Genomic DNA, 21,831 nt, shown 5'->3' with positions numbered 1-21,831 from the left:
AAAGCCTTATGGCCGGATTGACAGCAGGCGCCCCGTCGCCCACAGCCATTACCTTACATGGTCAAAGCCGTGTTTTGGAGGTGGGTTTTTCGGATGGCAACACGTTTCGCATTCCCTTTGAGTTGATGCGCGTCTACTCTCCCTCTGCCGAAGTGCAGGGCCATGGCCCAGGGCAAGAAGTCTTGCAAACAGGCAAACGCGAAGTGGACATTATGGAAATGGCTCAGGTTGGCAATTACGCAGTCCAGCCCACATTTTCAGATGGTCACAACAGTGGCATTTTTTCTTGGGACTACCTGTACTACTTAGGTTCAGAACAAGACGGTCTCTGGTCCCAATACAACGAACGCTTGCAAGCCGCTGGTGTGGCGCGTGACGATCCCATGCCTGTAGCTGGTGGCGCCTCGTGTGGCCATTCACATTGAACGGAGTGATGCCATGAGTTCCACCCATTTCGGATTTAAGACGGTTGATGAACAAGAAAAGGCCAAGCATGTGCGCGGCGTTTTCGATTCGGTCGCGTCCAAGTACGACATCATGAACGACCTGATGTCGGCGGGCCTGCACCGTGTTTGGAAGGCCTATACCGTTCAGCTTGCCAATCTCAAAGAAGGCGATCAGGTACTCGACATTGCGGGTGGCACTGGCGATTTGTCCTTGGCGTTTTCCAAAAAAGTCGGCGCAACGGGCCGTGTGGTTCACACCGACATCAACGAAGCCATGCTACGGACCGGCCGCGACCGCCTGGTCAACGAAGGGGTGGTTTTGCCCACCTTGGTTTGTGATGCCGAAAAGTTGCCTTTTCCCAACGACCATTTCAATGTGGTCAGCGTGGCGTTTGGATTGCGCAACATGACCCACAAAGACTTGGCTCTCAAAGAAATGTGTCGCGTGCTGAAGCCGGGTGGCAAGTTGCTGGTCTTGGAGTTTTCCAAAGTGGCCAAGCCCCTCGAGAAAGCCTACGACTGGTACTCTTTCAACATCCTTCCCAAACTGGGCAAATGGGTGGCAGGCGATGACGCCAGCTACCGATATTTGGCCGAGTCTATTCGCATGCATCCAGGACAAGAAGAGCTGAAAGCCCTTATGAAAAATGCCGGATTTGGACATGCTGAATTTCACAATTTAAGTGCAGGGGTGGTAGCCTTACACGTCGGCATCAAATGTTGATTGTTTTTTTTCTGAATTTCTCGGAGACAAAGTGACTAAATTTTTCGGCCTCATCTTGACCTTGTTTTTGGCTCTCAGCTCTTTGAATGCTGAGGCTGCACGCCGCATGGGCGGTGGCAAATCAGTCGGACAACAATCCAACAACGTGTCGCAACGCGAAGCGGTTAAGCCTGCTGCGCCTGCGGCACCTAGCCAGGCGGCTGCACCCGCAAAACCTGCGCCAGCTGCAGCACCTGCTACGGCACCCGCCAAGCGTCCATGGGGCGCTATGTTGGGTGGTTTGGCCGCTGGCTTGGGCTTGGCTTGGTTGGCCAACAGCTTGGGCATGGGAGAGGCATTTGGCAACATGCTGATGTTTGCTTTGTTGGCCATGGTGGCCGTCGGCGTCATTGGTTATTTCTTGCGTTCACGCAAGGGTGGCGCAGCAAACCAAGGTGGCTTGGCCTACCAAGGAGCTGGTCAAACCCCAGAAGCGCCAGCCACGTTGCGTCAATACAACCCCGAAAAAGTGGGCAACGATTCATCTGCCAGGCCTTGGGAGTCACAAAGCACACGCTTTGATTCAACGCCTGAAGCCAATCCTCAAACGGGCGGCTCCATGATTGGATCTGCCATTGGTAGCGGTGTGTCTCAGGTAGCCACTGAAGGTGCCTCTGCACTTCAAGGCTCACAGACTTGGGGCGTGCCTGAAGGCTTTGACAGCAACAGTTTTGTAGAAGCGGCCAAACGCAACTTCATCACTTTGCAAGATGCTTGGGACCGTGCCGACATGGGCTCACTCAGGGCCATGATGACCGACAGCATGTTGTCTGAAATCAAAACCCAATTGGCAGAACGCGAAGCCAACTTCCCCGGTCAACCCAACAAGACCGAAGTGGTCAAGTTGGATGCACAGTTGCTGGGCATCGAAGAATTGCCCGAGGTTTACATGGCCAGCGTCGAGTTCAATGGCGTCATCCGTGAAGAAGCTGAGGCAGCGCCAAGCCCCTTCCGTGAAGTTTGGAACATGACCAAGCCCAAAAACGGCAACAGCGGCTGGTTGGTTGCAGGCGTTCAAGCCTTGCAATAATTAAAGACATTCTTGTTCTAAGGCTGGCGAAAGCTAAGCTTTCGGGAATAATTGGGGACTATGGCAACACAGTCCCCTTTTTCTTTGGTGAGCGATGCGCTAGCGCAATTTGTCTCCAACACACAGCCCCCCGTTTGGTTGATCGACGAGTCTGTCAATCGCTTGGTTTTGCTTTTGAACCACGTCATTGGCCAAGAGCCCGAGGCTCAGAACAGACTCAAGCGACAAAAGGGTCGTTGCATTCAATTGCAGTGGCAAGACAAACTCATTCAACTATCGACCACACCTGCGGGTTTGCTTGAGCGCGTTTCAGATCAAAAATTCGATCTCAAATTAACCCTCACCGACAACTCACCGATCAGCATGGCCTCTGCAGTTTTCAAAGGCGAAAAGCCGGGCGTTCACATTGAAGGTGACGTCCAATTGGCCGCCGAAGTCAATTGGTTGATTGACCATGTGCGCTGGGATTTTGAAGAGGACTTGTCCAAGTTATTGGGCGATGCTGCGGCCCATACTTTGGTCACGGGTGGCCGTCAAATGTGGCAGGCGCTGCAAAAATTTGTGGGCAAATCTGCTGGCACCACCGATCTACACAGGACAACGCCATGAACCGATTTTTTCGGGGAGCCTTCATTGTTTGGACCGTCTGGCGATTTGGATTGCATGAAATCATGCTGTCCAACTTCAAACAGCCTTGGTTGAGACTTCTGTCGCGTGTTCTTAGCTTTGGCCGCGTGCACCAAGTATCTCGCGGCGAGCGTTTGCGTTTGGCCCTTGAAGGCTTGGGGCCCATTTTTGTTAAGTTTGGACAAGTCATGTCCACTCGGCGCGACCTCTTGCCAGATGACATTGCGATTGAATTGGCCAGGTTGCAAGACCGCGTGCCACCCTTCAGTTCGGACATTGCCGTGGCCACCATTGAGCGTGCTTTTGGCCGCTCTGTGGGAGAAATTTTCGAGTCTTTCGACCACTTGCCCGTGGCCAGTGCTTCGATTGCTCAGGTGCACTTTGCGCTGCTAAAGAACAAAGAAGGCTTGGTGCAAGAAGTGGCCGTCAAGGTACTTCGCCCCAACATGCTGCCAGCCATTGAAAAAGATCTGAACCTCATGCGCATGATGGCGGGTTGGCTTGAAAAAGTCAGCGCCGACGGCAAACGCTTGAAGCCACGCGAAGTGGTGGCCGAATTTGACAAGCATTTGCACGATGAACTGGACTTGGTCCGAGAAGCCGCCAATGCCGCGCAATTGCGCCGCAACATGCAAAGCCTCAACTTGGTCCTTATTCCAGAAATGTATTGGGACTACTGCCACCCTGAAGTCATTGTGATGGAGCGCATGAAGGGTCTGCCGATTAGCCAGGTCGATGCCCTTCGAAACGCAGGTGTCGACATTCCCCAATTGGCCAAAGATGGCGTGACGCTTTTCTTTACACAAGTTTTTCGCGATGGCTTCTTCCATGCCGACATGCACCCCGGCAACATTCAGGTCAGCATCGAGCCAGAAACTTTGGGACGCTATATCTCCCTCGACTTTGGCATCGTGGGCACACTGACAGAATACGACAAAGAATATTTGGCGCAAAACTTCAGCGCGTTTTTTAGGCGCGATTACAAGCGGGTGGCCGAGTTGCACATTGAGTCGGGTTGGGTGCCCAGCACCACACGCGTGGACGAACTTGAATCGGCTATTCGCTCAGTGTGCGAACCTTATTTTGATCGGCCCCTCAAAGAAATTTCTTTGGGCATGGTGCTGATGCGCTTGTTCCAAACATCGCGCCGCTTCAATGTAGAAATTCAACCGCAACTGGTGCTGCTGCAAAAAACCTTGCTCAACATCGAAGGCTTGGGCCGACAGTTAGACCCCGAACTCGATTTGTGGAACACCGCCAAGCCGTTCCTTGAGCAGTGGATGATTGACCAGGTAGGCCCCAAACGCTTCTTCCAGCAACTGCGTGAGCAGGCGCCGCAATACGCCAAGATATTGCCTCAGTTGCCGCGCCTGATGCACGACTACATGAAGCAAGCCACCACCCATGCGCACGAGCGCAATCAACTGGCGGCTTTGTTGGCAGAGCAGCAAAGAACCAACCGTTTGCTGCAAGCCATTGTCTATGTGGCCATTGGTTTTGTGTCCACCCTCATCGTGCTTCAAGCGTTCGAAAGATTCCACCAAATCTAAGGAGTGTTGTTGTGTTACTGACATTGGTCATCGCTTACTTGCTTGTCACCATTGCCATTGGTTTGGTTGCGGCCAAACGCGTCAAGAGTTCGGCCGACTTTGCCATTGCAGGGCGCAACCTGCCCTTGGCCATGATTGTGACCACCACCTTTGCCACGTGGTTTGGCTCTGAGACGGTGTTGGGAATTCCTGCCAAGTTTGTTAACTCTGGCCTCAATGGTGTGGTGGAAGACCCGTTTGGTGCAGGCAGCTGTTTGATTTTGGTCGGCCTGTTCTTTGCGGGCAAGCTTTACCGCATGACCCTGTTGACCATCAGTGACTATTACCGTGAACGTTATGGCCGTTCTGTCGAAGTCATGTGCTCCATCATCATCATGGTCAGTTACTTGGGCTGGGTTTCAGCACAAGTCACAGCCCTTGGTTTGGTCTTTAACTTGTTGTCGGGCGGGGTCATCAGCATGCCCGTGGGCATGGTCATTGGCGTTGTGTCGGTATTGGCTTACACCTTGTTTGGCGGCATGTGGTCGGTGGCCATCACTGACTTCATTCAAATGATCATTTTGGTGGTGGGCTTGGCCACTTTGGCGGTGTTTGCAGGCAACCAAGCCGGCGGCGCAGACAAAGTGATTGCGCTGGCCGTCAGCCAAGATATGTTCAAGTTTTTGCCAGAACCCGAATTGAAAGAAATCTTGTTCTTTGTGGCAGCCGCCATCACCATCATGTTTGGCTCCATTCCCCAGCAGGACGTTTTTCAGCGCGTCATGTCGGCCAACAGTTTGAGCGCCGCCACCAAAGGCCCCATCATTGGCGGCATTTGTTACATCTTGTTTGCCTTCGTGCCCATGTTCTTGGTGGTCAGTGCGCTCATCATCATGCCCGAGAAGGCTGCCCAGCTCATTCAAGAAGATCCGCAAAAGGTGCTTCCCACCTTGGTCATGGAGCAAATGCCGTTTGTCATGCAAGTGCTGTTTTTTGGCGCTTTGTTGTCGGCCATCAAATCTTGTGCGTCTGCTACCTTGTTGGCGCCTAGCGTCACATTCACCGAGAACATTTGGCGCCAGTTTTTTCCGCACCAAGGCGACAAACAAGCCCTGTTTGCGATGCGAGTCACGGTCTTGGTTTTCAGTGCTTTGGTCTTGGCTTACGCCATTGCCATGCAGGGCAGTTCCATTTATTAAATGGTTTCGGGCGCCTATCAAGTGACCTTGGTGGGCGCTTTCATTCCCTTGCTTTTTGGCTTGTATTGGTCCAAAGCCACCACCCAAGGGGCTATTTTTTCCATTGTGATGGGCTTGGTGGCTTGGCTTTTGTTCCTTCTGACCCCTGCAGGCGAGGAATTTCCAGCCCAGTTGGCGGGCGTTTTGGCCAGTTTGACGGGCATGTTGATCGGCTCCCTTGGCCCCCAAGCCCTTAAGAACAAGCATGGCGCACACCATGCATTGCAAGGGAGCGGCCTATAATTGAAGGTTTTGTGATTACCACGCGAGAATCTTCAACATGCCCATCTACGCCTACAAGTGTGATTCCTGTGGCCATGCCAAGGATGTTTTGCAAAAAATGTCAGATGACCCGCTGACAAAATGTCCATCCTGTGGTGCGCCCACTTTTAACAAACAACTGACCGCAGCGGGCTTCCAGCTCAAAGGCTCCGGTTGGTATGCCACTGACTTCAAGGGTGGTGCTGCCAGTACGTCTGCCCCTGCTGTGGCGGGTGCGTCCGGCGCGGCAGGCCCGGCTGTGGCTTCTCCTTCTTCTGACGCGGGTGGCTCGACACCTTCAGCAGAACCCAGTGCCTCTGCTGCGCCTGCAGCTTGCGGCACTTCATGCGCTTGCCACTGAGATCGCCTCAATGAACTTGAAACTCCGTCACTACTTCTTGACCGGCATGCTGGTTTGGTTGCCCATGGGTGTCACCGTGTGGCTGCTGACTTGGTTGGTCGGCACCATGGACGGCATCTTCTTGGCCGTCTTGGGTGCCCTAGACGCCATCATTCCTGGTATGCACGCCATCGCTGTGTCTTTGCGTAACGTGCCAGGTTTGGGCGTTGCACTGGTGGCTTTGGTCATCTTTGGCACGGGTGTGTTTGTGGCCAACATTTTTGGTCAATGGTGGCTGCGTCAATGGTCAAGGGTCATTACGCGCATTCCGGTGGTCAACAGCATTTACTCCAGCGTCAAGCAAGTGGCAGACACTTTGTTTTCTGGCAGCGGCAATGCATTCTCTAAAGCTTTGTTGGTTCAATATCCCCATCAGGGTTCATGGACCATTGCGTTCCTAACAGGTGCACCCGGCGGCCAAGTGGCGCGTCATTTGCCCAACGATTGCGTCAGTGTGTACGTGCCCACCACGCCCAACCCCACTTCTGGCTTCTTTTTGATGATGCCTAGAAGCAGTGTGGTCGAGTTGGACATGAGTGTTGACGACGCCTTGAAGTACATCATCTCCATGGGCGTGGTGGTGCCAGGTGGCCCAGATAGCCTGCCCACCAAAGCTAACCCTGCTCCAACAGTTTGAATTGGCTTTGCGCCAACAGAATATTTTCAATTGAAAGAACTTTCCATGTCTATGCGTTCACATTACTGCGGTCTTGTCACCGAAGCCCTGATGGGCCAAACCGTCACCTTGTGCGGTTGGGTCAATCGCCGTCGTGACCACGGTGGCGTGATCTTCGTCGACGTGCGCGACCGTGAAGGCTATGTGCAAGTGGTGTGCGACCCCGATCGCGCCGACATGTTCAAAACGGCCGAAGGTTTGCGCAACGAGTTTTGCATTCAGATCAAAGGCTTGGTCCGTGCACGCCCCGATGGCACCACCAACGACAACCTCAAAAGCGGCAAGATTGAAATCTTGTGCCACGAACTGACGGTGCTCAACCCATCCGTCACGCCACCTTTCTTGTTGGACGACGACAACCTGTCTGAAACCACCCGCCTCACACACCGCGTGTTGGACCTGCGCCGCCCCTATATGCAAAACAACCTGATGCTGCGTTACAAAGTGGCCATGGAAGTGCGCAAGTTCTTGGACGAAAACGGCTTCATCGACATCGAAACCCCCATGCTGACCAAGAGCACGCCCGAAGGCGCGCGCGATTACTTGGTACCCAGCCGTGTGCACGATGGACAGTTCTTTGCCTTGCCCCAGTCGCCTCAGTTGTTCAAGCAGCTGCTTATGGTGGCCGGCTATGACCGTTACTACCAAATCACCAAGTGCTTCCGCGACGAAGACTTGCGCGCCGACCGTCAGCCCGAATTCACGCAGATTGATATTGAAACGTCCTTCTTGGGCGAGCAAGAAATCCGCGACATGTTCCAAGGCATGATCAGCAGCGTGTTCAAGAAAGTTTTGAACATCGACCTGGGAGTCTTCCCTGTCATGGCTTATTCAGAAGCCATGCACCGCTTTGGTTCTGACAAGCCCGACCTGCGCGTCAAGTTGGAGTTCACCGAACTGACCGACATCATGGGCGATGTGGACTTCAAGGTGTTCAGTACACCTGCCACCACGCCCGGTGGCCGTGTGGTGGCATTGCGCGTGCCTGGTGGCGCGGACATCAGCCGCGGCGAGATCGATGGTTACACCGAGTTCGTCAAAATTTATGGCGCCAAAGGCTTAGCTTGGATCAAGGTCAACGAAGTGGCCAAAGGTCGCGACGGTTTGCAAAGCCCTATCGTCAAGAACTTGCACGATGCGGCCATCGCCGAAATTCTGAAGCGCACCAACGCCCAAGACGGCGACATCTTGTTCTTCGGCGCCGACAAAGCCAAAGTGGTCAACGATGGCATTGGTGCTTTGCGCCTCAAAATTGGTCACAGCGAATTTGCCAAAAAATCGGGCTTGTTCGAAAACCGTTGGGCCCCAATGTGGGTGGTCGACTTCCCCATGTTCGAATACGACGAAGAGTCACAGCGTTATACCGCCGTGCACCACCCCTTCACTGCGCCCAAAGACGGCCACGAAGATTGGATGGTCACCGCCCCTGAGAAGTGCATTGCCAAAGGCTATGACATGGTCTTGAACGGCTGGGAAATTGGCGGTGGTTCTGTGCGTATTCACCGCGCCGACGTGCAGCAAAAAGTGTTTGACGCTTTGAAGATCACGCCCGAAGAAGCCCAACTTAAGTTTGGTTTCTTGCTCGACGCTTTGCAGTATGGCGCGCCACCTCACGGCGGCTTGGCTTTTGGTTTGGACCGCATCATCACCTTGATGACCGGTGCCGAGTCCATTCGCGACGTGATTGCCTTCCCCAAAACACAACGTGCTCAGTGCTTGCTCACCCAAGCCCCAAGCCCTGTGGACGAGAAGCAATTGCGCGAATTGCACATTCGGGTTCGCAACCCCGAAGCCGTCAAGGCTTAAAGCAAAAAGGCCGCTTGAAGCGGCCTTTTTTCATGATGGCATGAGGCCATCTTACAGATTGGAATATGCAGACTACTTGGCAGCCAAACGCCATAAAGAAGTGACTTCAGCAGCCCTAGCGGCATGCAAGGGATCGTTTTCGTCTTGAACCTTCTTGTGCTCAGCCTTGGTGTCGAGTTTGTCGATCACTTTGAGGCCACCAGCCGCAATCCATTCTTCGAGTTCTGCACGGGTGCGCAGTCCCAAATGCTCCGCCAAGTCTGACAAGATCAACCAGCCTTCGCCCTTAGGCGTTAGATGCGCTGCCAAGCCCGCCAAGAAGCCTTTCAGCATGGCGCTGTTCTCATCGTAGATGGCCCGCTCGATGGGCGCGCTGGCGCGTGCAGGCAGCCAAGGGGGGTTGCACACAACCAAGGGTGCTTTGCCTACAGGGAAGAGGTCGGCTTGGGTCAACTCAACTTTGCCTTGAAGTCCTAAGCGCTGAATGTTTTCTTTGGCACAAGTCAAAGCCCGGGTATCTAGGTCGGTGCCCACCACGCGCTTCACGCCACGCTTGGCCAGTACAGCAGACAACACACCCGTGCCCACACCAATGTCAAAAGCCAATTCGGTGCTGGGCAAGGGCGCATCGGCCACCAGTTGAATGTATTCGCCCCGCACCGGCGAAAACACGCCATAACTGGGATGAATGCGGTTGTGGGGGGCGCTACCTAGGGCAGAGATTTCCATGCCTTTTTGGTGCCACTCATGCGCACCGACCAGGCCCAGCAATTCACGCAGTGAGGTGACGCAGCCGGTGGTGCCCGCAGGACCCCAAGCTTCCTTCATGGCCTCGCGCCAATCAGGCGCCCGGCGCAGACTGATCTGTCGGTCTGGATTGACCTGAATCAAGATCATGCTCAAGGTGCGTGCGCGTTGCGATTGGGCTTGGCGGTGCAAATGGAAGTTCTCTTGAGGAGAGTGCGTTACCTCGGGATTGGTTTTGGACGCGCGACGAACTTTCTTGGGCGCATCGCAACGGCGCGCCAGGGCTTGGAGCAGCAAGCGAGCATTTTGAAAATCGCCACGCCAGAGCATGCCTGTGCCTGCGCAGGCCAAGCGATATGCGCTGTCGGCGCTCAGGGTGTCATCGGCCAGAACCACACGCTTGGGCGCAGGCGCACCTCTTTCGCTGCGCCACTCGTCCTCACAGTGGTGGCCGTTTTCTTGCCAGATAAGGTGGGTCAAGGACGTCGATACCGAACTTGTTGAAGGAGAGCTTGAGGAAGAACTTTGCATAGGGTGATCATAGGCGTTTGTGGCGCCAATGCCCGCGAAGTCAAATCAGCCGGCAACATCATGCAGAATGTGAGTGTCATGAATGCCCGAACTTACAAAATTCCTCAGTCCGTTTTGGTGGTGATTTACACCCCGGCTGCCGATGTTTTGCTCATTCGCAGGGCCGATGCAGGCACTTGGCAATCAGTCACAGGCAGCAAAGACTTTGAGGCCGAATCTTGGGAAGCTACGGCCGTACGAGAAGTCAAAGAAGAGACTGGCCTTGATGCCATAGACCCTGCATTCAAGTTAACCGATTGGGCCTTAGAAAATGTGTACGAAATTTATCCGGCCTGGCGTTATCGCTACCCACCCGATGTGAGCCACAACACTGAGCGAGTGTTTGGCTTGGCTTTGCCCGCACGGCAGCCCATTCAATTAAGCCCTACGGAGCACACAGAATTTAAATGGGTGCCTTGGCAAGAAGCTGCAGACGAATGTTTTTCGCCCTCCAATGCGGAGGCTATTCTGATGTTGCCTAGGTGGCTTTCATGCCCTTAAGCCAACTAGAAAAACACGCCTATTTGAAGGTGGCCACCTACAACATTCACAAGGGTGTTCAAGGTTTAGGCCCTGTGCGGCGCTTAGAGATTCACAACTTGGGCTTGGCCATTGAGCAATTGGACGCCGACATTGTTTGCCTTCAAGAAGTTCGCAAAGTGCACCGACGCGAGGAAAAGTATTTCAAGCATTGGCCAGAAATGCCCCAGGCTGAATTTTTGGCACCACCAGGTTATGAGGCCATTTACAAGACCAATGCCATTACCAAACATGGCGAGCATGGCAATGCTTTGTTGTCGCGCTGGCCCGTGGTGACGCACCGACATGAAGACATGTCCGATCATCGCTTTGAACAACGTGGTCTGCTGCATGTTGAAATTCAAGTCGGTCACGCCACTGAAGCCCATGGGGTGAATGAGTTGCAAGCTAAATTTCCTGCACACCATGCTCAGATGAATGGGCACGTGAATGTGCATGTGATTGTGGTGCACCTGGGGTTGATCCCTGCTAGCCGCATTCGCCAGGTTAAGCAATTGCACCACTACATTGAACGTGAAGTGCCTGCTGACGCACCTTTGTTGGTGGCGGGTGACTTCAACGATTGGGGCAACCGAATTTCCAACATGATGCGCGAACAAACTTTGAATGAGTGGCATGCTGGCAAGCATCTGACTTACCCCTCCAGAATGCCCATTGTTCAGCTAGACCATGTCTATGCAAAAGGGTTGAAACCCATGGGCCAAATGGTGCCTCATGGCAAAATTTGGCGACGCATGTCGGACCATTTGCCCTTGTTGGCCTTGTTCGATTTATGAAACACCAACCGCTGTTGCGTGATGGTCATCAGGTTAAGCTGCTCCAAGGCAGTGCTGAGTTTTTTCCAGAACTGATTCGTGCTATCGACGCTGCCCGGTCGCATATTCAATTTGAAACTTATATTTTTGATTTCCATGGGCCTGCGGCACAGGTGGCCTTCGCGCTAGAGCGCGCTGGCATTCGCGGCTTGCGCGTTTGGATTGTGGTCGATGGCGTAGGCACACCCCAACTTAGTGAAGATTGGCGATTGCGTTTTGACAAGGCAGGCGTCGAATGGCGAACCTATTCGCCTTTGGGTGCATTGGGTTTACTCATTCCCAGTCGGTGGCGCAGACTGCACCGTAAGTTGTGCGTGATTGATGGCCAATTGGCTTTTTGCGGTGGCATCAATATTTTGGATGACTTGTACGATCCGCAATATGGCAGCCTGAAAGCGCCGCGCCTAGATTTTGCAGTGTGCGCCACAGGCGCTCTGGTGCAGCAGGTTCAGGAAGCATGCACGCAACTGTGGTGGCGCCTGCAAGCCGTTAAACACGTTCGGCAACAAAATTTTCCAGAAGCCTTCAGCTCCTTCAAAGCAGCTGGGGTGCATTTTCCATGGTTGCACCATTCAAATTCACAAGCGCAGCAATGGGTGGCTCGTGCAGGCTTGCTGTTAAGAGACAACGTGCTTCATCGGAGCCAAATTGAAAAGGCTTATCTCAAAGCCATTGCCACGGCACGTCATGAAATTGTGATTGCCAACGCTTATTTTCTGCCTGGCCGCAAGCTGCGTCAGGCGCTGGTAATGGCGGCGGCGCGGGGTGTGAAAGTTCGCTTGTTGTTGCAAGGTCGCTACGAATATTTCATGCAGTACCACGCAGCACGTCCGGTTTATCGGCAAATGTTGGATGCGGGTGTGGAAATTTTTGAATACACCCAAAGTTTTTTGCATGCCAAGGTGGCCGTGGTGGATGCCCATCATGAACGGCCATGGGCTACGGTGGGCTCTTCCAATTTGGATCCGATTAGTCTTTTGTTGGCTCGCGAGGCCAATGTGGTGGTGGCCGATGGGCATTTTGCCCAGAACTTGCACGACGCATTGACGCTGGCCATGGCACAGGACAGCCTTCAAATCCTGCCGCAAACCCTGAAAGAGCGGTCTCAGTTTTTGAGGGCGCTGGATTGGATGGCCTTTGGCTTGATGCGATTTGCCATTTGGCTCACAGGCAACCGGTACTGAACCCGTCGATCAACCCAGGCTCAGGGCATCCCCACACTGAGTCAAATGACATCAATCACTGGTAGGATTGGGTTTTGATATTTCCACTCAAAAGCATATGACCGCACCCGCTCAATTGCCCGCAGACGACAACGGTACGCCGATGTCCGTCAAGATTCGCGAGCGCATCTTGGCAGCACGCAAACGCTTCAACGCCAACGACAACATTGCTGAGTTCATTCAACCCGGTGAACTCGATCATTTGTTGGACGAAGTCAGCGCCAAAATGCAAACCGTGTTGGACAGCATGGTGATCGATACGCAAAACGATCACAACACCCAAGACACAGCCCGCCGTGTGGCCAAAATGTATTTGAAGGAAGTCTTCAAAGGCCGCTATGTTGAAGGCCCCGAAGTCACAGAATTTCCCAATGCAGAGCACCTGAACGAGCTCATGATTGTGGGTCCCATCACGGTTCGCAGCGCTTGCAGTCACCACCTGTGCCCAGTCATCGGTCAAATTTGGATTGGTGTGATGCCCAACGAACACACCAACGTCATTGGCCTGTCCAAGTACGCACGCCTGGCCGAATGGATCATGGGCCGCCCCCAAATTCAAGAAGAAGCCGTGGTGCAATTGGCCGACTTGATTCAACGCAAGACGCAGCCTGATGGCTTGGCCATCGTCATGGAAGCCAGCCACTTTTGCATGGGCTGGCGAGGTGTCAAAGACATGGACAGCAAAATGATCAACTCGGTCATGCGCGGTGTGTTTCTCAAGGATGCCAATTTGCGCCGAGAGTTCTTGTCATTGATTCCCAGAAAGGCCTGATCATGTTGGTTCGTTTACTTTACGCCAGCCGCGCAGTTGATCCTCATCCCGATGTCATTGAATCTATTTTGGCCCAGTCCAGACAATTCAACCCCAGTACAGGCATCACGGGCATCTTGGTCTATGGCGGCGGTATCTTTTTGCAGGCCATCGAAGGTGGCCGTGAGGCTGTCAGCGATTTGTACGGCCACATTCAAAAAGATGCTCGTCACAAACAAGTGGTGCTCTTGCACTATGAAGAAATTTCTGAGCGGCGCTTCAGCGGCTGGACCATGGGGCAGGTGGATGTGTCTCGCGTCAACACCAGCATTCTCTTGAAATACTCCGAGCGTGCAGAGCTCGACCCCTACAGTGTGTCTGGCTCAGTTTCTTTGGCCTTGCTAGAGGAACTCATGGCCACGGCTTCGATCATTGGGCGCGCCTGAGGTTTCTGCCACGTGTTTGATGGGCTGCGATTTTTCAAGCAGCCCGTCCAAACGCAAGCCTATAGTCGTTGCCGTCGGGCGCCTGCATCGTGGCGCGGTGCAATTAGACCGTTTGAATTTCTTTCAAACGCTGCCCGAGTTTTTAGAGTTCCTTCAACAACCAAGTCCCACCAACGCCCCATGCGTTGCCGGCTTTGATTTGCCATTTGGCTTACCCCGCGCATTTGTGGTGCACATGAACTGGCCGACATCATGGCCAGAATGCATGGACCAATTTGCATCGCATACGCGAGAAGAATTAAGACAATTTTTCAAAGCCTTTTGTGATGCGCGGCCCGTAGGCGCCAAATTTGCGCACCGTGCAACCGACTTACCTGCAGGCTCCAGTCCTTCCATGAAGTGGGTCAATCCGCCAGTGGCTTGGATGATGCATGCAGGCGTGCCTTTGCTGCGAGCAGCTGGTTGGACCTTGCCCCACATGCAAGCAGGCGACGGTCAGCGCATTGCACTTGAAGCCTACCCAGGTTTGTTGGCGCGTGAATTGGTGGGGCACAGAAGCTATAAAAGCGATGACAAGTCAAAGCAGACGCCAGACAGATGGCTAGCCCGCAAAGACATTTTGCATGCTTTAGACATGGGCCAAACCAAGTTGAGCCTGCGATTAAAACTGAGTGCTGCCCAGCACGACACTTTGCTGGCCGATGGGTCTGGCGATGCCTTGGACGCTGTGTTGTGCATGGTGCAAGCGGCGTGGGCTAGCCTGCAAAATGAAGCCAACTACGGACTTCCTGAATTTGATCCCTTAGAGGGCTGGATTGTGAGCGCTTAAGGCTTTAAAGTCGGCGCAGAAACTAGATGGCCATGCCTGCAATATCGTTGGGCAGGGCTTGCAAAGAACGCAAAGCGACCAAGGCCTCCGCATCGGTTCTGTACAGGTGTACGCCATCTTCTGATTTGAGTTCACCCGCCAAACGCAGCGCCTTTTCGACAGGCAGTTTGATGCCGCTGATGTGCAGTTGAATGCCGCGCGAACCTAATTGCTTTCTCAATTGTTGAAGGGTCTCAACGCCGGTTGCATCAATTCGGTTGATGGGCTGCGCAAACAAACATACGTGTTGAATGTGAGGCAATTCTCGAAGGTGTTCGGTCAGGTATTTTTCAAAACTGCTGGCCGCTGCAAAATCAAGCTCTGCATCCATGCGCACTGCAAACACGTCGGAAGCAAGGGGCGGTAAATGCCACAAATGACGGTCTCTTAAACTGCCGTCATCGTGCAAGCCCACCTCGATGATGCGGGGGTGTAGGTGGGTATGCAGAAAATGACTCAACCCCATCAGAACGCCTGCCAAGACGCCCCAATAGATGCGCGGTGCACTTAGCAAGGTAATGCCAAAGGTCAGCAAGGAGGTGGTGGCCTCGACGCGAGAAATTTGCCAGAGTTTGACAAAGGCCATGGGCTTGAGAAGGCTCGAAACGGCCAAGATCACAATGGCGGCCAACACGGCGCGTGGCACATGAAAAAGTGCTGGCGCCGCAAACAATGACAAGCCCACAAATGCGCAGGTGGCAACGACAGACCAGCCTGTTTTGGCACCGGCTTCCAGTGCAATAGCAGATCTAGAAAACGAGATGCTGGTGGCAAAACTGCCACTGAAAGCAGAAGCTATTTTGGCCAAGCCTTGTCCCATCAAGTCTTGGTTGTCTTGCCAGGTGGTGCCTGCCTTTTGATTGGCAGTTTTGGCGCTGGAGGCCGCCTCTAAAAAACTGACGAATGCAATGAGCACGGCAGGACCCACCAGTTGGGCCAAGACCGAGCCGTCTAGCCAAGTTGGCACAATGAGACGAGGCAGGTCGGAAGGCAGTGCGCCAATGACAGCCCCGCCCGAGTCTGCAAAATGAAACAGATAACTTAACAAGCCCATGATGGCCACCACCAGCATGATGCTGGGCCATCGTGGTGCCCATTGTTTGGCCATCAACAACAGCAACAAACTGCCCAAACCAAATGCCAACTCAGGCACATTGAAACTGGTGCCGCCTTGCCATCCAGTTAGGGCTGGCAATTGGGAGGTGATGATCAACAGGCCCGCGGCCTGCGTGAATCCCGTCATCACGGGTGAGCTGATTAAATTCAACAACCAGCCATTCTTAAAGGCGCCCATCAACAGTTGAAGGCAGCCAGCCATCAACGCCAGCCAAATGGCCATGTCCACCCACAAGGGCGAGCCTGGTTCTGCCAAGCCCGAAAGGGTGGCGCTGATCAGCACACAGGTCAATGCGGTGGGGCCCGTCGACAAGCGAAGTGTGCCGCCCCACATGACGCCCACCAGGGCAGGTAGCAAAGCCGCATACAGCCCAGTTACCAAGGGCATGCCGGCCAATGCGGCATAGGCCACCGACTGGGGCACCATGAGCAATGCCACGATAAATCCGGCGGACACTTCACTCTTGAAAAGCTCAGGTGTTAGTTTGGGCCAATTGAGGAAAGGCAACCAAGTCGAAAGAGGCTTCATGCTATGAACGGTGGGCGCTGCAAACGGGGCATTGCACATGGCGATGCGTTTGAAGTGTTTGCCACTCCATGAATTGCGCGTTGAAAAGAATCAGTTGGCCCGTCAAACTGGCGCCCATGCCGCTGAGAATTTTCAGCGCTTCGGTGGCTTGAAGGCTGCCAATGATGCCAACCAATGGGGCCAAAACGCCCATGGTGGCGCATCGCGTTTCTTCAAATTGTTGAGTCGGCGGAAAGACGCAGGCGTAGCAGGGTGCTTGGCTTTGGCGGATGTCATAAACCGCGACCTGACCGTCCATGCGCAAAGCAGAGCCTGACACCAAAGGCTTATTGTGTTGCACGCAGGCCAGGTTGATGGCATGCCGCGTTTCAAAGTTGTCTGTGCAATCAAGGACCACATCGGCCAGAGCCACGTGGTGATTGAGTAAAACCGAATCTGCGCGCTGCGCGATGCATTGAACTTGAACTTCAGGATTGATTTGTTCAATGGCTTTTTTCAAAGATTCAACTTTGAGTTGGCCTACACGATCTTGGGTGTGGGCAATTTGCCTTTGCAAATTGGTGACGTCGACCACATCGTGATCGATCAGGGTGATCTGGCCAACGCCGGCACTGGCCAGGTACAAGGCCGCGGGAGAACCTAATCCGCCTGCACCCACAACAAGCGCATGCGATTGAGAGACTCGCTCTTGGCCATCCACGCCCCATTCATTTAAAAGAATATGGCGTGAATAGCGCAGCAGTTGGTCATCCCTCATGCGCGATCACTTGTCTTTTTTGTCTTTGCTGTCTTCTTTGCGCTCAGCCAAAGTGGTGCTGACTTTGACAGGCAAACCCTTGAGTTGGTTCAAAGCCTGATTCAGTTGGAAATCTTTGGCAGAGCCAAATTCAGGGGGCCGTCTTTCTGATTCAGGTTTCTTGGCATCCGCTTCCAACTTTTTCAAAGCTTCTTCGCGTGCTTTTTGGCGAGCTTCATTTTTCTTTTCTTCTTCTTGGCCGTTGCCCAAGTGTTTTTCTAAGTCGGCCTCACGCGTGCGCAATGCTGCAAATACATTGCCGTTTTCGGTTTCATCCAGCATCACATCGGGCAAGATGCCTTTGGCTTGAATGGTGCGGCCATTGGGCGTGTAGTAACGCGCAGTGGTGAGCTTGAGGGCTGTGTCGGGGCCGAGTTGGCGAACGGTTTGAACCGAGCCTTTGCCAAAAGTTTGACTGCCCATGACGATGGCGCGCTTGTGGTCTTGCAAAGCGCCAGCCACAATTTCGCTGGCGGAGGCAGAGCCTTCATTGACCAGCACCACCAGCGGAATTTTTTTCAATTGGCCTTGGGTGTTTTGTGTGAGGCGCTGAATGGGGTCGCTGTCTGAACTGCGACGCCAAAACTGCGGCGCTGCTTTGTAAACAAACTTGCTTTCTTCCAATTGCCCGTTGGTTGAAACCACAATAGCGTTCTCGGGCAAGAAGGCTGCAGACAAAGCCACTGCCGCATCCAAAAGGCCACCGGGATCGTTGCGCAAATCAAGCACCAAGCCTTTGAGTTTGGGGTCTTGTTTGAACAAGTCTTCTAGTTTGCGAGAGAAGTCTTCAACGGTTCTTTCTTGGAATTGAGAGACTCGAATCCAACCATATCCAGGTTCAATTAACTTGGACTTGACCGATTGAGTTTTGATTTCTTCCCGAACAATGGTGACCGTGAAGGTGCGACTCTCGTCTTTTCGGAAGATGGTCAAAAACACTTTGGTATTGGGCTCGCCACGCATGCGCTTGACGGCATCGTTCATGGACAAGCCTTTGACAAAGGTCTCGTCAATTTTGGTAATCAGATCGTTGGGCTTAAGGCCAGCACGATCGGCCGGTGAGCCTTCAATGGGGGAGACCACCTTGACCACGCCTTCTTCTTGCGTGATTTCAATGCCAACGCCTACAAAACGACCAGAGGTGCCTTCGCTGAATTCTTTGAAGCTCTTTTTGTCGAAGTACTGTGAGTGCGGGTCGAGGCTAGAGACCATGCCAGAGATGGCCTCAGTGATCAGTTTCTTCTCGTCGACTTTTTCTACATAGTCACTTTTGACCATGCCAAAAACCGCGGCCAGTTGTTGCAATTCTTCTAAAGGCAATGGGGCAAAGGTTCCCCTGGCGGTGGTTTGGAGCGAAATGGTGGTGAGGGCACCCGCCAAGGCACCGACACTTAACCAGCCCACAATTTTCAATTTATGTCCCATGTTCATTGACCCAAAGGGCCTCCTTTAGAGTCAATATACACCCTTCGCTTAAGCCTTGCCTTGGCTAGCGACTGCGGCAGCAGCTTTGGCGGCGGCTTCTGCATCACCCAAGTAGTAGTGCTTGATGGGCTTGAGGTTGGCGTCCAATTCGTAAACCAATGGAATGCCGTTGGGAATGTTCAAATTCACAATGGCGTCGTCCGAAATGTTGTCCAAGTATTTGATGAGGGCGCGAATGGAATTGCCATGGGCGGCCACCACAATGCGTTTGCCCGCCTTGATAGCGGGCGCCATGGAATCGTTCCAGAAAGGAATGACGCGTTCCACGGTGTCTTTCAGGCACTCCGTCAGGGGAATGTCGGCAGGGTTTAGTTTGGCGTAGCGCAGGTCGGCTCGTTCACTGCGGGGGTCTTGTGGCTCGAGGGCTGGGGGCGGTGTGTCATAGCTGCGGCGCCACACCAACACTTGCTCATCGCCAAATTTTTTGGCGGTTTCGGCTTTGTTCAGGCCTTGCAATGCGCCGTAGTGACGCTCGTTCAGGCGCCAGTTGTTGTGCACGGGCAGCCATTGACGTTCCATGGCGTCCAAGGTGTGCCACAAGGTGTGAATAGCGCGTTTGAGCACACTGGTGTAGGCCAGATCAAACTCATAGCCTTCGGCTTTGAGGAGGCGGCCAGCGGCCTTGGCTTGTTCAATGCCCGTTGGCGTGAGGTCGACGTCGGTCCAGCCAGTGAAGCGGTTTTCTAAATTCCAAGTGGATTCGCCGTGACGAATAAGAACTAATTTGTACATGGTTAAAGGTTTAATCGATCAAAAAATACAAGTTGATGTTTCGCATTTTAGAATTCGAATCTGGCATGCGGCTTATAAATTGGCTGCAGATGAACTTTTTAAGGGTTTTTTGTGAATTTTTTGATTGAAAACTGGATGTTGGTGGCGGTTGCTGCTGGCTCGGCCTTGGCCTTGTTTCTACCCACGCTGACCCAAGGTGCCGCGGGTGGTGTTGTACCGACCGAGGCGGTTTTGCTGATGAACCGCGAAAAAGCGGTTTTGATCGACGTGTGTGAACCCAACGAATTTGCCCAAGGACATGCGGTGGGTTCTAAAAACATTCCTTTGGCGCAGCTTGAGGCCCAATTGCCTTCGGTGGTTAAAAACAAAAGCGTGCCTGTCATTTTGGTGTGTCAATCAGGCGGCCGTGCTTCTCGCGCAGCATCCCAAGCCAAAAAGCTGGGCTACGAGCGCGCCCAAGCCTTGGCGGGTGGTCTGAAAGCCTGGCGTGAAGCCAGTTTGCCCACAGAAAAAGCCTAATTTCGGTTTTCGACAAAATTTGGAGTTGCCATGTCCCCCGTGAAGATGTACACCACTGCCGTCTGCCCTTATTGCGTTCGTGCCAAACAAATATTGAAGGCCAAGGGTGTGGCCGAGATTGAAGAAATCAGGATCGACCAGTTACCCGAAGCCCGCGAGCACATGATGAACATCACTGGGCGCAGAACCGTGCCCCAAATTTTCATTGGCGACACCCATGTGGGCGGCTGTGATGACCTGATGGCCTTGGATGCCAAAGGTGGGCTGATGCCTCTGTTGCAGGCATAAGTCAGCATTGCCGCCAAATTAAGCCAGTATCCATCGGTCATAATCTAGCTTGGCCCAAGGTTCAAGCTAGATCTGGCAACCGATGGGAAGATTACTTTCAACTCAAGAGTTTTTATGTCCGAAGAAAACAACCCCGTGTTCCAAATTCAGCGCGTTTACTTGAAAGAAGCGTCTTTGGAACAGCCCAATTCACCTGCTATCTTGTTGGAGCAGCAACAACCCGCAGTGGATATTCAGTTGGGTGTTGAAGCCAACCAGGCCGCCGATGGTGTTTTCGAAATTTGCGTCACAGCCACTGTGCACACCAAAATTGAAGACAAAACAGTCTTCTTGGTGGAATGCAAGCAAGCGGGTATTTTCGAAATTCGCAATGTGCCAGAAGACCAAATGGGTGCCATCATGGGCATCGCTTGCCCTCAAATCGTGTACCCCTATTTGCGTGGCAACGTGGCCGACTTGGTTACGCGCGCTGGCTTCCCGCCTGTCCATTTGGCCGAAATTAACTTCCAAGCCATGTACGAGCAACAGCAAGCAGAAGCGGCCAAGCAAGCTGCCGCTGCACCGCAAGTTCAGTAATCTTTCAGAGCCTCTAGCTTGAGCCTGAAGATTGCGGTCATCGGGGCAGGTGCTTGGGGCACAGCGCTGGCCATCAGTGCCAGTCGTCACGCGGCCGGTCATGTTGTTCAGTTGTGGACGCGTGACGCGGCAGTGGCCAAGGACATGCAAACGCAGCGTGTCAATGCGCGTTATTTGCCTGGCATACAACTCCCTCCTGCATTGCAAGTGCTCAGCACGCCCCTGCTAGATGTGTCTGCATGGGCCTGCCAACATGATTTGATTGTGGTGGCAACGCCCATGGCCGCGCTCAGAGCCATGCTTCAAACTTTGAGCGCCGCACAAGTGCCTGTGGCCTGGTTGTGCAAGGGTTTTGAAGCGGCATCGGAAGGCATCGAGTCGGGTGCCATGCCTCATGAAGTTTGTCAGCAGGTTGCGCCTCACTTGATGGCGGGTGCCCTTAGTGGTCCTAGCTTTGCTTTAGAAGTGGCTCAAGCCCAGCCAACCGCTTTGGTGGCTGCCAGTGCACACCAGCAGGTGCGTCAAATTTTGGTGGATGCATTTCACAGTCCCAGTTTGCGCATTTATGCCAATGAGGACATGGTGGGTGTTGAGGTGGGTGGCGCTGTTAAAAATGTGTTGGCCATTGCCACGGGTTTGTGCGATGGCCTCAATTTGGGTCTCAATGCACGCGCAGCGCTCATTACGCGGGGCTTGTCTGAAATGACCCGATTGGGCGTGGCTTTGGGCGCCAAGCCCGAAACCTTCATGGGCCTGTCTGGGCTGGGCGATTTGGTGCTCACGGCCACTGGCGATTTAAGTCGCAATCGCAAAGTCGGTTTGTTGCTGGCGCAAGGCATGGACCTTCAGCAGGCCGTTCAGTCTTTGGGCCATGTGGCCGAAGGTGTTTACAGCGCGCGCACGGTGCTCAAACGGGCACAAGCCTTGGGTGTTGAGATGCCCATTGCACAGGCGGTGGTGGCTTTGTTGGATGGCCAACTCAAGCCTGCCGAGGCGGTTGCGGCCTTGATGGGACGCGGCGCCAAGGGCGAGCTTGCTTAAGTTAGCAAGCTGC

The 21,831-nt window shown here is 53.5% G+C and carries 23 protein-coding genes and 1 pseudogene; 19 read left to right on the top strand and 5 right to left on the bottom strand.

The genetic code is table 11. From position 1 onward, the window contains the following. Positions 1-8 precede the first annotated feature (8 nt). The 9 genes and pseudogenes from AMM03_RS05130 to aspS all read left to right on the top strand — a co-directional run bounded on the left by AMM03_RS05130 (position 9) and on the right by aspS (position 8,776). Entirely contained in the window at positions 9-425 is a 417-nt protein-coding gene (locus tag AMM03_RS05130; RefSeq protein WP_090130601.1) for a gamma-butyrobetaine hydroxylase family protein, read from the top strand. Between the two features lie 13 nt (positions 426-438). Then, on the top strand, positions 439-1,170 hold the full coding sequence (ubiE, locus tag AMM03_RS05125) for a bifunctional demethylmenaquinone methyltransferase/2-methoxy-6-polyprenyl-1,4-benzoquinol methylase UbiE (RefSeq protein WP_090129417.1): 732 nt from the start codon (positions 439-441) through the stop codon (positions 1,168-1,170). A 31-nt stretch (positions 1,171-1,201) separates the two neighbouring features. Next, positions 1,202-2,239 (top strand): Tim44 domain-containing protein, encoded by a 1,038-nt coding sequence (locus tag AMM03_RS05120; protein ID WP_228764574.1) that lies wholly within the window; start codon positions 1,202-1,204, stop codon positions 2,237-2,239. A 60-nt stretch (positions 2,240-2,299) separates the two neighbouring features. Further along, the gene (locus AMM03_RS05115; RefSeq protein WP_090129416.1) at positions 2,300-2,848 is read left to right on the top strand and encodes a hypothetical protein; all 549 of its coding nucleotides are present in this window, start codon (positions 2,300-2,302) and stop codon (positions 2,846-2,848) included. Next, positions 2,845-4,416 carry a ubiquinone biosynthesis regulatory protein kinase UbiB gene (gene ubiB, locus AMM03_RS05110; protein WP_090129415.1) on the top strand — a complete coding sequence of 524 codons (1,572 nt, stop codon included), beginning with the start codon at positions 2,845-2,847 and terminating at the stop codon, positions 4,414-4,416. Before AMM03_RS05115 ends, ubiB begins: the two co-directional genes overlap by 4 nt. A gap of 11 nt (positions 4,417-4,427) precedes the next feature. Further along, positions 4,428-5,876 (top strand): annotated as a pseudogene (locus AMM03_RS05105) (sodium:solute symporter family protein). Between the two features lie 37 nt (positions 5,877-5,913). Then, positions 5,914-6,255 (top strand): FmdB family zinc ribbon protein, encoded by a 342-nt coding sequence (locus tag AMM03_RS05100; RefSeq protein WP_090129414.1) that lies wholly within the window; start codon positions 5,914-5,916, stop codon positions 6,253-6,255. A gap of 10 nt (positions 6,256-6,265) precedes the next feature. Next, the gene (locus tag AMM03_RS05095; RefSeq protein WP_194942784.1) at positions 6,266-6,931 is read left to right on the top strand and encodes a DUF502 domain-containing protein; all 666 of its coding nucleotides are present in this window, start codon (positions 6,266-6,268) and stop codon (positions 6,929-6,931) included. A gap of 45 nt (positions 6,932-6,976) precedes the next feature. Further along, complete coding sequence (aspS, locus tag AMM03_RS05090; RefSeq protein WP_090129413.1) at positions 6,977-8,776, top strand: aspartate--tRNA ligase; 1,800 nt, start codon at positions 6,977-6,979, stop codon at positions 8,774-8,776. Positions 8,777-8,848: 72 nt separating this feature from the next. Here the strand turns inward: aspS and AMM03_RS05085 are convergent, their stop codons facing one another. After that, positions 8,849-10,003 carry a 50S ribosomal protein L11 methyltransferase gene (locus AMM03_RS05085; RefSeq protein WP_228764573.1) on the bottom strand — a complete coding sequence of 385 codons (1,155 nt, stop codon included), beginning with the start codon at positions 10,001-10,003 and terminating at the stop codon, positions 8,849-8,851. Positions 10,004-10,132: 129 nt separating this feature from the next. On the opposite strand from AMM03_RS05085, the gene nudB reads away from it, so the two are divergent. The 6 genes from nudB to AMM03_RS05055 all read left to right on the top strand — a co-directional run bounded on the left by nudB (position 10,133) and on the right by AMM03_RS05055 (position 14,697). After that, on the top strand, positions 10,133-10,594 hold the full coding sequence (nudB, locus tag AMM03_RS05080) for a dihydroneopterin triphosphate diphosphatase (RefSeq protein WP_090130594.1): 462 nt from the start codon (positions 10,133-10,135) through the stop codon (positions 10,592-10,594). Continuing rightward, positions 10,585-11,409, top strand: a complete 825-nt coding sequence (locus AMM03_RS05075) for an endonuclease/exonuclease/phosphatase family protein (RefSeq protein WP_090129411.1) — start codon at positions 10,585-10,587, stop codon at positions 11,407-11,409. The genes nudB and AMM03_RS05075 overlap by 10 nt, the downstream gene beginning before the upstream one ends. Beyond that, a complete protein-coding gene (gene clsB, locus AMM03_RS05070) occupies positions 11,406-12,632 on the top strand; it encodes a cardiolipin synthase ClsB (protein ID WP_090129410.1) in 1,227 nt (408 codons plus the stop codon). Before AMM03_RS05075 ends, clsB begins: the two co-directional genes overlap by 4 nt. A 97-nt stretch (positions 12,633-12,729) precedes the next feature. After that, positions 12,730-13,443, top strand: a complete 714-nt coding sequence (gene folE / locus AMM03_RS05065) for a GTP cyclohydrolase I (RefSeq protein ID WP_090129409.1) — start codon at positions 12,730-12,732, stop codon at positions 13,441-13,443. 2 nt (positions 13,444-13,445) lie between these two features. Continuing rightward, positions 13,446-13,868, top strand: a complete 423-nt coding sequence (locus tag AMM03_RS05060) for a BLUF domain-containing protein (RefSeq protein WP_090129408.1) — start codon at positions 13,446-13,448, stop codon at positions 13,866-13,868. Between the two features lie 19 nt (positions 13,869-13,887). Further along, a complete protein-coding gene (locus tag AMM03_RS05055; protein ID WP_090130592.1) occupies positions 13,888-14,697 on the top strand; it encodes a DUF429 domain-containing protein in 810 nt (269 codons plus the stop codon). A gap of 22 nt (positions 14,698-14,719) precedes the next feature. On the opposite strand, the gene AMM03_RS05050 is transcribed toward AMM03_RS05055, so the two are convergent. The 4 genes from AMM03_RS05050 to gpmA are packed head-to-tail and all read right to left on the bottom strand — an operon-like array spanning position 14,720 to position 19,394. Further along, positions 14,720-16,381 carry a SulP family inorganic anion transporter gene (locus tag AMM03_RS05050; protein ID WP_228764572.1) on the bottom strand — a complete coding sequence of 554 codons (1,662 nt, stop codon included), beginning with the start codon at positions 16,379-16,381 and terminating at the stop codon, positions 14,720-14,722. Between the two features lies 1 nt (position 16,382). Continuing rightward, positions 16,383-17,138 carry a HesA/MoeB/ThiF family protein gene (locus AMM03_RS05045; protein ID WP_090129406.1) on the bottom strand — a complete coding sequence of 252 codons (756 nt, stop codon included), beginning with the start codon at positions 17,136-17,138 and terminating at the stop codon, positions 16,383-16,385. Positions 17,139-17,144: 6 nt separating this feature from the next. Next, the gene (locus AMM03_RS05040) at positions 17,145-18,602 is read right to left on the bottom strand and encodes a S41 family peptidase (RefSeq protein ID WP_090130590.1); all 1,458 of its coding nucleotides are present in this window, start codon (positions 18,600-18,602) and stop codon (positions 17,145-17,147) included. A 48-nt stretch (positions 18,603-18,650) separates the two neighbouring features. Beyond that, complete coding sequence (gene gpmA, locus AMM03_RS05035; protein WP_090129405.1) at positions 18,651-19,394, bottom strand: 2,3-diphosphoglycerate-dependent phosphoglycerate mutase; 744 nt, start codon at positions 19,392-19,394, stop codon at positions 18,651-18,653. Positions 19,395-19,505: 111 nt separating this feature from the next. Here gpmA and AMM03_RS05030 point away from each other — a divergent pair, with 111 nt between their 5' ends. From AMM03_RS05030 to AMM03_RS05015, 4 genes are all read left to right on the top strand, one after another. Beyond that, a complete protein-coding gene (locus AMM03_RS05030) occupies positions 19,506-19,913 on the top strand; it encodes a rhodanese-like domain-containing protein (protein ID WP_090129404.1) in 408 nt (135 codons plus the stop codon). 30 nt (positions 19,914-19,943) lie between these two features. After that, the gene (grxC, locus tag AMM03_RS05025; RefSeq protein ID WP_090129403.1) at positions 19,944-20,201 is read left to right on the top strand and encodes a glutaredoxin 3; all 258 of its coding nucleotides are present in this window, start codon (positions 19,944-19,946) and stop codon (positions 20,199-20,201) included. 114 nt (positions 20,202-20,315) lie between these two features. Beyond that, the gene (gene secB / locus AMM03_RS05020) at positions 20,316-20,777 is read left to right on the top strand and encodes a protein-export chaperone SecB (RefSeq protein ID WP_090129402.1); all 462 of its coding nucleotides are present in this window, start codon (positions 20,316-20,318) and stop codon (positions 20,775-20,777) included. 24 nt (positions 20,778-20,801) lie between these two features. Further along, positions 20,802-21,818 (top strand): NAD(P)H-dependent glycerol-3-phosphate dehydrogenase, encoded by a 1,017-nt coding sequence (locus AMM03_RS05015; protein WP_090130589.1) that lies wholly within the window; start codon positions 20,802-20,804, stop codon positions 21,816-21,818. Positions 21,819-21,831 lie beyond the last annotated feature (13 nt).

Origin of the sequence: Limnohabitans sp. Rim11, assembly GCF_001269365.1 — a bacterium.
In the GTDB taxonomy this organism is placed as follows: Bacteria; Pseudomonadota; Gammaproteobacteria; order Burkholderiales; family Burkholderiaceae_C; genus Limnohabitans_A.
This window is presented reverse-complemented; position numbering and strand designations above follow the sequence as displayed.

What these genes read in the sequence shown, in the direction of transcription:
- AMM03_RS05130 (WP_090130601.1), top strand. Translation starts at nt 9, where the DNA reads ATGGCCGGATTGACAGCAGGCGCCCCGTCGCCCACAGCCATTACCTTA.
- ubiE (WP_090129417.1), top strand. Translation starts at nt 439, where the DNA reads ATGAGTTCCACCCATTTCGGATTTAAGACGGTTGATGAACAAGAAAAG.
- AMM03_RS05115 (WP_090129416.1), top strand. Translation starts at nt 2,300, where the DNA reads ATGGCAACACAGTCCCCTTTTTCTTTGGTGAGCGATGCGCTAGCGCAA.
- ubiB (WP_090129415.1), top strand. Translation starts at nt 2,845, where the DNA reads ATGAACCGATTTTTTCGGGGAGCCTTCATTGTTTGGACCGTCTGGCGA.
- AMM03_RS05100 (WP_090129414.1), top strand. Translation starts at nt 5,914, where the DNA reads ATGCCCATCTACGCCTACAAGTGTGATTCCTGTGGCCATGCCAAGGAT.
- AMM03_RS05095 (WP_194942784.1), top strand. Translation starts at nt 6,266, where the DNA reads ATGAACTTGAAACTCCGTCACTACTTCTTGACCGGCATGCTGGTTTGG.
- aspS (WP_090129413.1), top strand. Translation starts at nt 6,977, where the DNA reads ATGTCTATGCGTTCACATTACTGCGGTCTTGTCACCGAAGCCCTGATG.
- nudB (WP_090130594.1), top strand. Translation starts at nt 10,133, where the DNA reads ATGAATGCCCGAACTTACAAAATTCCTCAGTCCGTTTTGGTGGTGATT.
- AMM03_RS05075 (WP_090129411.1), top strand. Translation starts at nt 10,585, where the DNA reads ATGCCCTTAAGCCAACTAGAAAAACACGCCTATTTGAAGGTGGCCACC.
- clsB (WP_090129410.1), top strand. Translation starts at nt 11,406, where the DNA reads ATGAAACACCAACCGCTGTTGCGTGATGGTCATCAGGTTAAGCTGCTC.
- folE (WP_090129409.1), top strand. Translation starts at nt 12,730, where the DNA reads ATGACCGCACCCGCTCAATTGCCCGCAGACGACAACGGTACGCCGATG.
- AMM03_RS05060 (WP_090129408.1), top strand. Translation starts at nt 13,446, where the DNA reads ATGTTGGTTCGTTTACTTTACGCCAGCCGCGCAGTTGATCCTCATCCC.
- AMM03_RS05055 (WP_090130592.1), top strand. Translation starts at nt 13,888, where the DNA reads ATGGGCTGCGATTTTTCAAGCAGCCCGTCCAAACGCAAGCCTATAGTC.
- AMM03_RS05050 (WP_228764572.1), bottom strand. Translation starts at nt 16,381, where the DNA reads ATGAAGCCTCTTTCGACTTGGTTGCCTTTCCTCAATTGGCCCAAACTA.
- AMM03_RS05045 (WP_090129406.1), bottom strand. Translation starts at nt 17,138, where the DNA reads ATGAGGGATGACCAACTGCTGCGCTATTCACGCCATATTCTTTTAAAT.
- AMM03_RS05040 (WP_090130590.1), bottom strand. Translation starts at nt 18,602, where the DNA reads ATGGGACATAAATTGAAAATTGTGGGCTGGTTAAGTGTCGGTGCCTTG.
- gpmA (WP_090129405.1), bottom strand. Translation starts at nt 19,394, where the DNA reads ATGTACAAATTAGTTCTTATTCGTCACGGCGAATCCACTTGGAATTTA.
- grxC (WP_090129403.1), top strand. Translation starts at nt 19,944, where the DNA reads ATGTCCCCCGTGAAGATGTACACCACTGCCGTCTGCCCTTATTGCGTT.
- secB (WP_090129402.1), top strand. Translation starts at nt 20,316, where the DNA reads ATGTCCGAAGAAAACAACCCCGTGTTCCAAATTCAGCGCGTTTACTTG.